Origin of the sequence: Enhydrobacter aerosaccus (assembly GCF_900167455.1) — a bacterium.
In the GTDB taxonomy this organism is placed as follows: Bacteria; Pseudomonadota; Alphaproteobacteria; order Reyranellales; family Reyranellaceae; genus Reyranella; species Reyranella aerosaccus.
In genome coordinates this window covers 1,140,315-1,153,037 of record NZ_FUWJ01000002.1, presented here as the reverse complement: position 1 = coordinate 1,153,037, position 12,723 = coordinate 1,140,315, and the positions used below count along the sequence as shown (strand labels likewise).

Annotated in this window: 10 protein-coding genes; 2 read left to right on the top strand and 8 right to left on the bottom strand. The window is 64.6% G+C overall.

Going from position 1 to position 12,723, the window contains the following annotated elements:
* Window positions 1-59 precede the first annotated feature (59 nt).
* The gene (locus B5D62_RS14765; protein WP_085934598.1) at window positions 60-1,283 is read right to left on the bottom strand and encodes a polyhydroxyalkanoate depolymerase; all 1,224 of its coding nucleotides are present in this window, start codon (window positions 1,281-1,283) and stop codon (window positions 60-62) included.
* Between the two features lie 77 nt (window positions 1,284-1,360).
* Window positions 1,361-1,975, bottom strand: a complete 615-nt coding sequence (locus tag B5D62_RS14760; protein WP_231714809.1) for an SCO family protein — start codon at window positions 1,973-1,975, stop codon at window positions 1,361-1,363.
* Between the two features lie 142 nt (window positions 1,976-2,117).
* Between B5D62_RS14760 and B5D62_RS14755 the strand changes: the two genes are divergently transcribed.
* A complete protein-coding gene (locus tag B5D62_RS14755; RefSeq protein ID WP_085934597.1) occupies window positions 2,118-2,753 on the top strand; it encodes a flavin reductase family protein in 636 nt (211 codons plus the stop codon).
* Window positions 2,754-3,114: 361 nt separating this feature from the next.
* Here the strand turns inward: B5D62_RS14755 and B5D62_RS14750 are convergent, their stop codons facing one another.
* The 6 genes from B5D62_RS14750 to acnA all read right to left on the bottom strand — a co-directional run bounded on the left by B5D62_RS14750 (window position 3,115) and on the right by acnA (window position 11,585).
* On the bottom strand, window positions 3,115-4,455 hold the full coding sequence (locus tag B5D62_RS14750; RefSeq protein WP_085934596.1) for an amidase: 1,341 nt from the start codon (window positions 4,453-4,455) through the stop codon (window positions 3,115-3,117).
* 12 nt (window positions 4,456-4,467) lie between these two features.
* Complete coding sequence (acs, locus tag B5D62_RS14745; protein ID WP_085934595.1) at window positions 4,468-6,405, bottom strand: acetate--CoA ligase; 1,938 nt, start codon at window positions 6,403-6,405, stop codon at window positions 4,468-4,470.
* Between the two features lie 123 nt (window positions 6,406-6,528).
* Entirely contained in the window at window positions 6,529-7,200 is a 672-nt protein-coding gene (locus B5D62_RS14740; RefSeq protein ID WP_085934594.1) for a nitroreductase, read from the bottom strand.
* 6 nt (window positions 7,201-7,206) lie between these two features.
* On the bottom strand, window positions 7,207-8,328 hold the full coding sequence (locus B5D62_RS14735) for an alpha/beta fold hydrolase (protein WP_085934593.1): 1,122 nt from the start codon (window positions 8,326-8,328) through the stop codon (window positions 7,207-7,209).
* A complete protein-coding gene (locus B5D62_RS14730) occupies window positions 8,328-8,879 on the bottom strand; it encodes a DinB family protein (RefSeq protein ID WP_085934780.1) in 552 nt (183 codons plus the stop codon). Before B5D62_RS14730 ends, B5D62_RS14735 begins: the two co-directional genes overlap by 1 nt.
* A gap of 18 nt (window positions 8,880-8,897) precedes the next feature.
* Window positions 8,898-11,585 carry an aconitate hydratase AcnA gene (acnA, locus tag B5D62_RS14725; protein ID WP_085934592.1) on the bottom strand — a complete coding sequence of 896 codons (2,688 nt, stop codon included), beginning with the start codon at window positions 11,583-11,585 and terminating at the stop codon, window positions 8,898-8,900.
* 111 nt (window positions 11,586-11,696) lie between these two features.
* Here acnA and B5D62_RS14720 point away from each other — a divergent pair, with 111 nt between their 5' ends.
* Entirely contained in the window at window positions 11,697-12,680 is a 984-nt protein-coding gene (locus B5D62_RS14720) for a tetratricopeptide repeat protein (protein ID WP_085934591.1), read from the top strand.
* Window positions 12,681-12,723: the final 43 nt, after the last annotated feature.

Sequence of the window (12,723 nt, the reverse complement as noted above, 5' to 3'; positions counted from 1 at the left end):
TCGACCTCCTCGTTGGTGGTCGAACGTCCGCTGCCGCGAGAGGTTGCCCGGGCCTGTGGTCAGGATGCCGTGTCGTTGGCGCGGATGAAATCGCGCACGCGCGGCATGATCTGCTCCCGCCATTTGCGGCCATTGAAGATGCCGTAATGGCCGACCCGCGGCTGCTCCCAGTGGACATGGCGGGCGCCGGGAATGTTCGGCGTCAGTGTATGTGCCGCCTTGGTCTGGCCGATGCCGGAGATATCGTCCAGCTCGCCTTCGACGGTCATCAGGGCCGTTTCTATGGCGGACGGATCGATCTGCCGGCCGCGGCTCACCCAGAGGCCGCGCGGCAACTGGTGTTCCTTGAATACGACCTGGATCGTCTGCAGGTAGAACTCGGCCGTGAGATCCATGACGGCGAGGTATTCGTCGTAGAACGTCCGATGCGCCTCGGCGTTGTCGTCGTCGCCTTTGATGAGATGTTCAAACTGGCGCATGTGGGCGTTGATGTGTCGATCGAGATTCATCGAGATGAAGCTCGTGAGCTGCACGAAGCCCGGATAGACGCGTCGCATCGCGCCGGCATAACTCATCGGCACGGTCGAGATCACGTTCTGCCGGAACCACATCATCGAATTGCGCATCGCCAGATCGTTCGGCACGGTCGGGCTGATACGTGTGTCGATCGGTCCACCCATCAAGGTGAGCGACCGCGGCTGACGGGGATCCTGGGCCTGCGCCATCAGCGCTGCGGCTGCCAATGCCGGCACGGAGGGCTGGCATACGGCGATCACGTGCACGTCGGGGCCGAGATAGCGGCAGAAGTCGATGATGTAGTCGACGTAATCGTCGAGATCGAAGTTGCCCTGTGACAGCGGCACTTCGCGGGCATCCACCCAGTCGGTGATGTGCACGTCGTGTTCGGGCAGCAGCGCCTCGACGGTGCCCCGCAGCAGCGTGGCGAAATGCCCGCTCATCGGCGCGACCAGCAGGACCTTGGGATGGCGCTGCGCCGTGTCGCGCCGGAAACGCACCAGCTGGCAGAAGGGTTTGCGCAGCAGGATCTCTTCGTTCACGGCGACGGTTTCGCCGTCCACTTGTGTCGTGGCCAGTCCGAAGCTGGGCTTGCCGTAGTTCTGCGTCAGGCGCGAGACGATTTCGGCGCCCGCAGCCATCGACTTGCCGAGCCAGGTGTCGGTCAGCGGGTTGTACGGGCTGGAATAGACGCGCTCGACGGCGTTCGCCCACAGCCGGACAGGCTGGGCGAGATGACGATGCAGTTCGTACGCGTAGTAAAGCATGGGGGCGCGGATTGTACGCTTCGCCCGCGCCTTGTCACGGGGATATTGCGGTGCAAAAATTGTGGCAGATCAATGTCTTACAGAAGGCGTCCCACGGCGGCGGCGATGGTGTCGGCATTGGCTTCGTGGGTGAAGTGGGTCACGAAGCGGCCACGGCTGTCGAGTAGATACACGATGGAGGAATGATCCATCAGATAGGGGGCGCCGTCCTTGCCGGGCACCTTCTGATAATAGACCCGGTAGGCATGCGCCACGGCTGCGATCTGCTCCGGCGTTCCGGTCAGGCCTTCGATCGTCGGACCGAAGTTGGTGACATAGCCCTTCATCAGCTGCGGCGTGTCGCGTTCGGGATCGATGGTGATGAACACCATGTTGATCTTCTTGGGACCGTCCGCGCCCAGCTTCTCCGCCGCCGTCTCCATCAGGAGCAGCGATGTCGGGCAGACATCGGGGCAATAAGTGTAGCCGAAATAGATCAGCGTCGGTTTGCCCTTGAGATCGGCATCCGTCACCGTACGGCCGTTCTGATCGGTCAGCGAGAAGGGACCGCCGATGGTGGGCTGATTGCCCTTCCAGGCGTCCCAACCGATCCAGCCGGCGGCGCCGACCAACACCAGGATCCAGACGCCGAGCAGCGCCTTCATCGTACGTGACATGGATGCGAAGATGAGGCCGGCGTGGGGACTCGGCAAGCCGGACCGCTCGTCGCACGCGTGTCCCATTGGCAAAGCCCCCGGATTGCCGACAGGTTACCGGCGGGATGGACAGAGGAGCGGCTCGGCGGTTTATTGCGCAAGCGAGCGTTCAGTTCTGCGTCCGAGGGGAGACAAGCGAATGTTCTATGATGCGGCCAAGCGCGATCACGGTCTTGCCGTCGATCCGCTCAAGGCGCTGATCGTGCCGCGGCCGATCGGCTGGATCTCCACCGTCGACCGGCAGGGCCGCGTCAATCTCGCGCCCTACAGCTTCTACAATGGCGTGAGCGAATTTCCGCCGATGGTCTATTTCGCCATCACCGGCACCTATGGCGATACGCCGACCAAGCACAGCCGCATGAACGCCGAGGAAACCGGGGAGTTCGTGGTCAACATGGTCTCGGCGGAACTGGCCGAGAAGATGAATGTCACGACGTCGATGGTCCCCTACGGCATCGACGAGATGAAGCTGGCCGGCCTGACACCGGCACCCTGTCGCTATGTGAAGCCGCCGCGGGTGAAGGAATCGCCAGTGGCGCTGGAGTGCAAGTACTGGAAGACGATCGAGCTGCCGGTCGAGAAGGGCCACGAGGCGCAGCGCGGCTCGGTGGTGTTCGGCCAGGTCGTCGGCGTGCATATCGACGACAGCATCCTGAAGGACGGCCGTGTCGATGTCCTCGCCTTCAAGCCGGTCGCCCGCCTCGGCTACAGCGAGTACAGCACGACCGACAACGTCTGGAAAATGCGCCGGCCCGACGATCCACGATATCAGTAAGGAGCGCCGCGTCGCGCGCTCTCGAGAGCCTTTCCTCCCAGCGTCATACGCGACATCGCCACTTGCTGCCATTGACGACCGGATTCGTTGGAACCATCCGGGCGCGCGTATCTTGCCGGCATGGTTTCGATTGTCTCCGCCCACGGCTCCATTGCCCACCGCACCCTTGATCGGGTGCTGCCAATTTCGCGAAGGGATCGCGAAGATTCGCGAGGGTTTCGCGAAACGGGCCTTAAGGAGCTGAAAACTCTGGCGATTCGATCGGCGAGCAGAGGAATTCGCGAACTTTCCGCAGCGCGGGTGTGTCGCGCCGCAGATGAGGAGTTTGGCGGGAACGTCTGTCCCGCAGCGGAGCACCCGCTTAGCCTTTCACGACTGATGCCACGGAGCGCGCGATGCCGAGCAGTCGCTTGTCGGCCATGGTCTCGCCCATCAGCATGAAGCCGACGGGCAGCTCGCTCCCGCCATGACAGGGCAGGCTGATGGCGCAGCGATCGAGGAAGTTGCCGACCGTGGTGTTGCGCAGCAGCGCCAGGTTCTTCTTGGTGAAGCCGTCGGGCGTCGAGACCTCGTCCAATGTCGGCGCCACGATGGCGCAGGTCGGCATGATCACCGCGTCGTAGTTCGAGGTAATCGCCGCTACACGCTTCTGCAGATCGGCGCGCGCCTGCAGCAGATCGATGTAATCCGCAGCGCTCATCTCCCTGCCGCGCATGATGCGGGGATGAACGAACTGGTCGTAATCCTTGCCACGGCGGCCGATCAGCTTCTGATGCCAGGCATAGGCTTCGGAGGCCGCGAAGCCGCCCTTGGCGTTGATGGCCGGCAGCTCGTTGAGCTGTGGCAAGTCGAAGGATTCGATGCGGACGCCCTTGGCCGACAAAGCGGCGCAGGCGCGCTCGAAGGCCTTGGCAACCGTGCTGTCGAGGTCGTCGAGCACGAAGTGCCGCGGCACGCCGAAACGCAGGCCCGCCAGCGGCACGGCATCAGGGATCGTGATCGGCTCGCCGGCGAAGACGGCGTCGACGATGGCGCAGCACTCGACCGACTGGGCGAGCGGCCCGATCGAATCGAGCGAGGTCGAAAGCGGCACCACGCCGTCGATCGGTACGCGCCGCGCCGTCGGCTTGAAGCCCACCAGGCCGCAGACGGCGGATGGGATGCGCACCGAGCCGCCGGTGTCCGTGCCGAGCGCGACGACTGCCATGCCATCCGCAACAGAGACGGCGGCGCCCGAGGACGAGCCGCCCGGTACGCGGGTGCGGTCTGCCGGATTGCCGGGCGTGCCGTAATGCGGGTTGAAGCCTACGCCCGAGAAGGCGAACTCGCTCATGTTGGTGCTGCCGACGATCACGGCGCCGGCCGCTCGCAAGCGGGCCAGCACGGGTGCATCCTGCTTGGCCGGCGGTGCGTCATCGAGCGCCCTGGAGCCGGCGAGCGTCGTCTCGCCCGCGACATCGCAGAGGTTCTTGATCGAGACCGGAAGGCCGGCGAGCGGCGAGGGCACGAGCCCCGCCTTGCGCAGCGCATCGCTCGCGTCGGCCGCGGCCAGTGCCTGCGTTTTGTAGACCTTGATGAAGACGCGCTGGCCCTCGCCCTTTGGGTCCTCGATGCGGGCCAGCGCCTGTTCGGTCAGGGCGCGGGAAGTGGTGCGCCCGGCGGCCAGGTCCGCAGCGAGCTGTTGGATCGTCGGCTTGGCCATCGTGCTCCTTCTCTAGTGCGAGCGGTTCTTCACAAGGTCGTCGACCACACCGGGATCGGCGAGGGTCGAGGTGTCTCCGAGGTTGCTGAAATCGTTCTCGGCGATCTTGCGCAGGATGCGGCGCATGATCTTGCCGGAACGGGTCTTGGGCAGGCCGGGCGCCCACTGGACGATGTCGGGCGAGGCGATCGGACCGATCTCCTTGCGCACCCAGGCCACGAGCTCCTTGCGCAGCGCCTCGCTGTAGGGCTCGCCGGCATTGAGGGTGACGTAGGCATAAATGCCCTGGCCCTTGATGTCGTGCGGGAAGCCGACCACCGCCGCCTCCGCGACCTTGGCATGTGCGACCAGGGCGCTCTCGACCTCGGCCGTACCGATGCGATGTCCGGAGACGTTGATCACATCATCGACGCGGCCGGTGATCCAGTAGTAGCCGTCCTCGTCGCGGCGCGCGCCGTCGCCGGTGAAGTACTTGCCGGGATAGGTGCGGAAGTAGGTGTCGATGAAGCGCTGATGGTCGCCATAGACCGTGCGCATCTGGCCCGGCCAGGAGTTGATCAGGCAGAGATTGCCCGTGCAGGCGCCTTCGAGTTCCTTGCCGTCGGCATCGACCATGACCGGCGTGACGCCGAAGAAGGGCTGCGTCGCCGAGCCGGGCTTGAGCTTCGTGGCGCCGGGCAGTGGTGTGATCAGGATGCCGCCGGTCTCGGTCTGCCACCAGGTGTCGACGATGGGGCAGCGGCTGTCGCCCACGACGCGGTAGTACCAGAGCCAGGCTTCGGGGTTGATCGGCTCGCCGACGGAGCCCAGCAGGCGCAGGCTCTTGCGGCTCGCCTTCTTCACCGGTGCTTCACCCTCTCGCATCAGGGCGCGGATGGCGGTGGGCGCTGTATAGAAAATGTTGACCTGGTGCTTGTCGATCACATCCCAGAAGCGGCTCGAATTGGGATAGTTGGGTACGCCCTCGAACATCAGCGTGGTCGCGCCGTTGGCGAGCGGACCATAGAGAATGTAGCTGTGGCCGGTCACCCAGCCGACATCGGCGGTACACCAGTAGATATCGCCGTCGTGATAGTCGAAGACGTATTGATGCGTCATCGACGCGAAGACGAGGTAGCCGCCGGAGGTATGAAGGACGCCTTTCGGCTTACCGGTCGAGCCCGAGGTGTAGAGGATGAAGAGGGGGTCCTCCGCGCCCATGGGCTCGGGCTTGCAGTCCGCGGCCACCTTGGCCTTGGCGTCGTGCCACCATACGTCGCGTGCGCCGTCCCAGCCGACTTTGCCCGCCGTGTGCTGCACCACCAGCACCTTCTTCACCTTGGGGCACTTCTTGAGCGCCTCGTCGCAGTTGGCCTTGAGCGGCACCGGCTTGCCGCCGCGCAGACCTTCATCGGCGGTGACGACGATTTCGCTGTCGCAATCGAGGATGCGGTTGGCGAGGCTGTCGGGCGAGAAGCCGCCGAACACGACCGAGTGGATCGCCCCGATGCGCGCGCAGGCGAGCATGGCGTAGGCGGCCTCGGGAATCATCGGCAGATAGATCGTGATGCGATCGCCCTTCTTGGCGCCGAGTTCCTTCAGCACGTTGGCCATGCGGCTCACTTCGGCGTGCAGCTCGCGATAGGTGATGTTCTTGGACTTGGACGGGTCGTCGCCCTCCCAGATGATGGCCACCTGGTCGGCGCGTTTGGCGAGATGGCGGTCGATACAGTTGGCAGAGACGTTCAATGCACCGTCGTGGAACCAACGGATGCGGACATTGCCGGTGTAGTCGACGTCGCGCACCGCCTCCGGGCTGTAGGGCTTGATCCAGTCGATGCGCTTGCCGTGCTCGCCCCAGAACTTCACGGGGTCCTTGACCGAAGCCTCGTACATTTCCTTGTACTTGGCCTCGTCGACATAGGCGCGCTTGGCCCATTCCGGGCTGACGGGGATGATGTCGTCGCTCATGAAATTCCTCCCAAGAACCTTATCAGCACGAATTGTTCGGGTTTTACCGCGCTGCCGCCGGCCCCGGCAATTCGACTTTGGCCGCGACCTAAAGGCCGAGGCCGTGCTGAGGCCGGGCGATTGTCATTCGCTGAACCAGGTCGTGAAGTCAGTGATCGGAGCGCGCTCGGTCACCAGGTTGTTGGGAACGGCATCCGGATCGGCATGGCCCAGGGCCAGGCCGCAGATCACGATCTGGTCGTCGGGGATCTTGAGCTCGCGGCGAACGACGTGCTGGAAGCGGCTGAACGCGGCCTGCGGGCAGGTATGCAGGCCCTTCTCGCGTGCCAGCAGCATGAGCTGGTCGAGGAAGATGCCGCAGTCGATCCATTGGCCGTTGCCCATGCCGCGCTCGACACACAGGATCATGCCGACCGGCGCATCGAAGAACTCGTAGTTCTTGCGGAACTGCCTCAGCATGCCGGCGGAATCGCCTCTGGGCACGCCGAGCAGCGTATAGAGCTGCTTGCCCACCAGCTTGCGGCGCTGGTCGTAGACCGGCTTGAATTCTCTCGGATAGATGTCGTACTCGGCGCCGGGCCCGAGATCATTCTCGTCCATCGCCTTCAGGATCGCCGCCGACAGGCGTTGCCGTGCCGGGCCCATGGTGACGTACAGCTTCCACGGCTGAAGGTTGCCGTTGGATGCGGCTCGGTTGGCGTTGCTGATGATCCATTCGATGTCGGCCTTCGACACGGGATCCGGCTTGAACACCCGCATGGACCGACGGGAGTTGATGGCTTCCGACACGCGCATGAACCGCTAGCTCCGATTGAGATGACGCCGCAGGAACTCGAACAGCTTGCGCAAGGCAATGCCATATTCCTTGTCGTCGAAGTAGTGGGTTGCGCCTTCGATGATCAGGGTTTCCACGTCCTTGCCATGTTCGCGCAGCGATTGGGCCATGGTGAGAGTCTGTTGCACCGGCACGTTTTCGTCCTGGTCGCCGTGGATCAGCAGGACCGGCACGTCGATCTGCGCCACGCGCAACAACGGCGAACGTACCGGCAGGCCCTCGGGCCCGCACAGATCGTCGAGATAGTCGCGGATGAAGGGGTTGGCGTCGCGCCAGCGGGCGAGATCGGTGGGCGCGAAATAGGAAGCGACGGCGGCGATCGGCGGCTTGTGGGCGGCGGTCAGCAGCGCCACCTGACCCCCCATGGAGGCGCCGACGAGACCGATACGGGTGCGGTCGACCAGCGGCCGGTGCAGCAACCAGTCGATGGCGGCGAGGACGTCGAGCGGCTGGCGCAATCCCTGATCGTTCTCGCCTCCCGAGCCGAGCCATCCGCGCAACGACAGGGCGAGCGCGGCATAGCCATTGGCCGTCGCCCTCCGGGCCAGGCCGGCGAGATTGTGGGCATGGCCGGCGAAGCCGTGCAGCAGGACAAGAGCAGGATAGGGCGGCTGCCCGGTTTGCGGCTTGAAGAAATAGCCGCCGAGGGTGATGCCCACGCCGGGAATGCTGACCAGCTCGGCATCGGCGAGTTCGGGCAGTTCCTGCCAGCGATATACGACCTCGATAGGAACGCCATCGGGATCGCGGAAACGCATCGAGTAGCACCCCGGTGCGAAGTCTTCGCGATCGATCGGCGGTTGTTCGACCGCGGCACCCGCCGTGCGCAGGTCGGAAAAGACCTGGTCGACCAGGCCGCGGCTCTCCGCCGAGACGGCGAGTGAAAGCGCTCCCGGCCCGTAGGAAACGCCTTCCTTGGCCTGGCGCATCACGAGCTGGTCGTAGCCTCGGGCCCACAGCACGCTGCCCGTGCCTTCCCAGACTCGTTGAAAGCCAAGGGTGGGCAGCCACAAGCGATGGAAGGCGATCGAGCGGGCAAGGTCGCTCACTTCGATCGCGGCGCCGGCAAAAGAGGACCGTTGCCGCATCAGGTCTCGGGAAGGTCCAGGGCCCGCAGCTCGTCGCGGCGCAGATGCTCCTCGCCGGCCAGGAAGAACTCGTCGAGCTGGGGGGGCTTGATGGAGGTGCTCGACAGCATGGCGTGGGCCTGGCCGCGATGGTGGATCTGATGCTGGAACAGATGCTCGAGCACTGCGGCGACGCGCGTCGGCGGTGGTTGGCGATCGGGGCGCGGCAGCGCGCACAGGCGCTCGACGCTGTCCTCGGTTTGGCGCTCGCAGAAGGCGATCAGCCGCTTGTCGCTGGCCGTCTGGGCCTGACGCATCGAGCGGCCGTCGGCGAAATCCGGATCGGGCAGACTGTAGCGGCGCAGTGCATCCCGATCCTCGAGCGCATCGAGATAATAGTAGTCGACGACGAGGATGTGATTGAAGGTGGCGCGCAGCGACGGAAAGAAGCCGGTGCGCGGCGCTGCGAAGGCCTCGGGGCTCAGCGCCTCGCAGGCGCTGAGCAGGCGATGGTTTGCCCAGGCGTTGTTGCGAGCCATGGCAACGAAATGGCCGACCAGCCCCGTCGCCATGGCCTGCATCGAGCCCGATTACGCCGCCTGCGCGAGATTGCGCAGCACGTAATGCAGGACGCCGCCGTTCTTGAAGTACTCGATCTCCTCGGCCGTATCGATACGGCAGGTGAGCATCACCGTCTCCTTGGTGCCATCGCGGCGATGGATCGTCAGCGGTACGTCCATGCCGGGCTTGAGGCCACCTTCGATGCCACCGACATCGAACGACTCCCAGCCGGTGAGGTTCAGAGTCTTGCGCGTCATGCCGTCCTTGAACTGCAATGGCAGCACGCCCATGCCGACCAGGTTGGAGCGATGGATGCGCTCGAAGGTCTCGCACACCACGGCCTTCACGCCCAGCAGGTTGACGCCCTTGGCCGCCCAGTCGCGCGAGGAGCCGGTGCCATACTCCTTGCCGGCGATCAGGATCTGCGGCGTGTGCTCCTTCTTGTAACGCATCGCCACGTCGTAGATCGGTTCCGGCTGGTCGCTCTGGAAGTGATGCGTGAAGCCGCCCTCGACGCCCGGCACCATCTCGTTCTTGAGGCGGATGTTGGCGAATGTGCCGCGCATCATCACCTCGTGATTGCCGCGACGCGTGCCGTATTGGTTGAAGTCCTTCGGCGCCACGCCGTGTTCTTCCAGATACTTGCCGGCCGGGCTGTCCTTCTTGATCGAGCCGGCGGGCGAGATGTGGTCGGTCGTGATCGAGTCGCCGAACTGTCCCAGCGGCCGGGCGCCGGCGATGTTGCCGATAGCGGCCGGCGCCTTGCCCATGCCCTCGAAGTAGGGAGGATTTTGTACGTAGGTGGACTTGTCGTCCCAGCTGTAGGTCAGGCTGGGCTTGGTCTTGATGCCGCGCCAGAACTTGTCGCCCTTGAACACGTCGGCATAGCGCTTCTTGAAGGCCTTGGCGGTGACGAACTTGGCCACGGTCTTCTCGACCTCGGCGTTCGAAGGCCAGATGTCCTTGAGATAGACGGGCTTGCCGCCCTTGCCGATGCCGATCGGATCCTTGGTGATGTCGATCTTCATCGAGCCGGCCAGCGCGTAGACCACCACCAGCATCGGCGAGGCGAGGTAGTTGGCACGGGTCAGCGGATTGACGCGGCCCTCGAAGTTGCGGTTGCCCGAGAGCACCGAGCAGACGACCAGATCGCCGTCGGTGATCGCCTTGCTGACCGGGTCGGGCAGCGGACCGGAATTGCCGATGCACGAAGTGCAGCCGTACCCGACCAGATTGAAGCCGATCTTGTTCAGGTCCTTTTGCAGGCCCGAGGCCTCGAAATATTCGGTCACGACCTGCGAGCCCGGCGCCAGCGAGGTCTTGACCCAGGGCTTGACCTTGAGGCCGTGCTTCACGGCGTTGCGGGCGACGAGGCCTGCGCCCAGCATGACGTAGGGATTGGAGGTGTTGGTGCAGGAGGTGATGGCCGCCAGCACCACATCGCCATGGCCGAGATCGTAGTCGACGTCCTCGCACTTGACGCGCTTGCCGTCATCCTTGCGCTCGAACTCCTTCTCCATGTTGGCGATGAACTGCTGGCTCGCCTGGGAAAGGGGGACGCGGTCCTGCGGGCGCTTCGGGCCGGCGAGGCTGGGCTCCACGTCGCCGAGATCGAGCGACAGCGTGTCGGTGAACACCGGCTCGGGCGACTTCTTGGAGCGCCACAGGCCCTGCTTCTTGGCATAGGCCTCGACGACCTTGGCGGCGGCGCCGCGGTTGGTCGTCTTGAGGAAGCCGATCGTGGTCTCGTCGATCGGGAAGAAGCCGCAGGTCGCGCCGTACTCGGGCGCCATGTTGGCGATGGTCGCGCGGTTGGCGAGCGGCATCTCCTCGAGGCCCTCGCCGTAGAACTCGACGAACTTGTTGACCACGCCCTTCTTGCGCAGCATCTGCGTCACGGTGAGGACGAGATCGGTTGCGGTAGCGCCTTCCTTCAGCTTGCCCGTGAGCTTGAAGCCCACGACCTCGGGAATCACCATCGGCTGCGGCTGGCCCAGCATGGCGGCCTCGGCCTCGATGCCGCCGACGCCCCAGCCCAGGACGGCAAGGCCGTTCACCATCGTGGTATGGCTGTCGGTGCCGACCAGCGTATCGGGATAGAGCACCGTCTCCTTGCCGTTCTTCTGCTGGAACACGACCTGGGCCAGGTACTCGAGGTTGACCTGGTGGCAGATGCCGGTGCCCGGCGGCACGACCCGGAAGTTGTCGAACGCCATCTGGCCCCAGCGCAGGAACTGGTAGCGCTCGAGGTTGCGCTCGTATTCGAGCTTCACGTTGGCCTTGAAGGCGGAATTGTTACCGAACTCGTCCACGATCACCGAATGGTCGATGACGAGATCGACGGGCACCAGCGGATTGATCTTCTTGGGGTCGCCGCCCAGCTTGCCCATCGCGTCACGCATGGCGGCGAGGTCGACCACCGCCGGCACGCCCGTGAAGTCCTGCATCAGCACGCGGGCAGGCCGGAAGTTGATTTCCTTCCGGGATTTGCCGCCGTTCTTCACCCAGTCCGCAAAGGCCGCGATATCCTCTTTCTTGACGGTCGCACCGTCCTCGTTGCGGACCAGGTTCTCCATCAGGATGCGCAGCGAGAAGGGCAGGCGGGAGAGATCGCCGACCTCCTTCTCGACGGCCTTGAGGCTGAAGTAGGTGTAGCTCTTGGACCCCACCGTCAGCGATTTGCGAGCCTTGAAGCTGTTGGGGTGGGCGGCAGCCATGATGCTAACTCCTGCGATCGGTTTGGGCGAAATTCGGTTGCAAAATAGGAGCATGGACGGAGACAGGCAATCGGCGGATGCGCGCCGCGCCGCCATGTGCGAGATTGATCCATGGCCTCGAAGATCAGCCGCATCCTGGGCATTCTGGCCGTCCTTCTCGTTGCCGCCTGCGACAGTGCCGGTTCACGCAATGGTGACGGCGAGGGCGCAGCCGCTGCCCGCGATTTTGGCCGCCTACCCGTCGGGACGTCCCGCAATACGCAGATCGACACGCTGAACAGGATCCTGTCCGCCAGCCAGCTCTCGCCCGTCGATCGGACCGTCTATCTCAGCATCCGCGCCTATCAGCTGAGCCAGGCCGGCCGCGATGCGGACAGCCAGAAGGACGTAGCCGAAATGGGCAAGCTCATGCCCAATGTCTGGCAGGTGGTGCTTTCCAGCACGCAACCTGAATTGGCGGGCGGGGGAGACCGGGCCGCCGCCTTGCGGACCCTGGAATACGGGCTGCAACGCAAGCCGGGCGATCCCTGGCTGATGATCGCCCAGGCCCAGGTGAACATGCAGATCGCCGACTTCGACAAGGCGCTGGAGCTGCTCGACGGCGCCGTCGCCGCTGCCTCGAGCGAAGGAGAGCGTCGGACAGCCCTCTATTTCCGGGGACATGCCAATTTCAATCTGGGCAACTACCGACAGGCGGCCGAGGATTTCGACGGCTCCCTGGCCGGGCGGACCTCGCTGCGGGCACGTCTGCCGCCGCTGCTTTGGCGCTATGCGGCGGACGTGCATACCCGACGCGATGGCCGTGCATTGCTGGCCCGGGCCGTCGACAAGCAGGATCTCACCGAATGGCCGGCGCCGATCGCCAAGTTCCTGCTCGGACGGCTCTCGCCCGGAGAGCTCGAGGTCGTGGCCGAGTCCGATGACAGCGCCAAGCGCACCAACGGCAAATGCCCAGCCGCCTTCTTCATCGGCATGGAAGCCCTGCGCCAGGGCGATCGCCAGCGCGCCCGCGAGCAGTTCCAGCTTGCACAGGCGCGCTGCCCCACCGTCTCCGAGATCAATTGGGCCGCCTCCAGCGAACTCAAGCGCCTGTAAGCCCGCAGTCATGGCGCATCGGGCGTCGAAAAACGGCAGCCGC

Bases quoted from the DNA above. Each gene is read 5' to 3' on its own strand.
- B5D62_RS14765 (WP_085934598.1), bottom strand. From the start codon at position 1,283: ATGCTTTACTACGCGTACGAACTGCATCGTCATCTCGCCCAGCCTGTC.
- B5D62_RS14720 (WP_085934591.1), top strand. From the start codon at position 11,697: ATGGCCTCGAAGATCAGCCGCATCCTGGGCATTCTGGCCGTCCTTCTC.
- B5D62_RS14730 (WP_085934780.1), bottom strand. From the start codon at position 8,879: ATGGCGACGGGGCTGGTCGGCCATTTCGTTGCCATGGCTCGCAACAAC.
- B5D62_RS14735 (WP_085934593.1), bottom strand. From the start codon at position 8,328: ATGCGGCAACGGTCCTCTTTTGCCGGCGCCGCGATCGAAGTGAGCGAC.
- B5D62_RS14755 (WP_085934597.1), top strand. From the start codon at position 2,118: ATGTTCTATGATGCGGCCAAGCGCGATCACGGTCTTGCCGTCGATCCG.
- B5D62_RS14740 (WP_085934594.1), bottom strand. From the start codon at position 7,200: ATGCGCGTGTCGGAAGCCATCAACTCCCGTCGGTCCATGCGGGTGTTC.
- acs (WP_085934595.1), bottom strand. From the start codon at position 6,405: ATGAGCGACGACATCATCCCCGTCAGCCCGGAATGGGCCAAGCGCGCC.
- B5D62_RS14750 (WP_085934596.1), bottom strand. From the start codon at position 4,455: ATGGCCAAGCCGACGATCCAACAGCTCGCTGCGGACCTGGCCGCCGGG.
- acnA (WP_085934592.1), bottom strand. From the start codon at position 11,585: ATGGCTGCCGCCCACCCCAACAGCTTCAAGGCTCGCAAATCGCTGACG.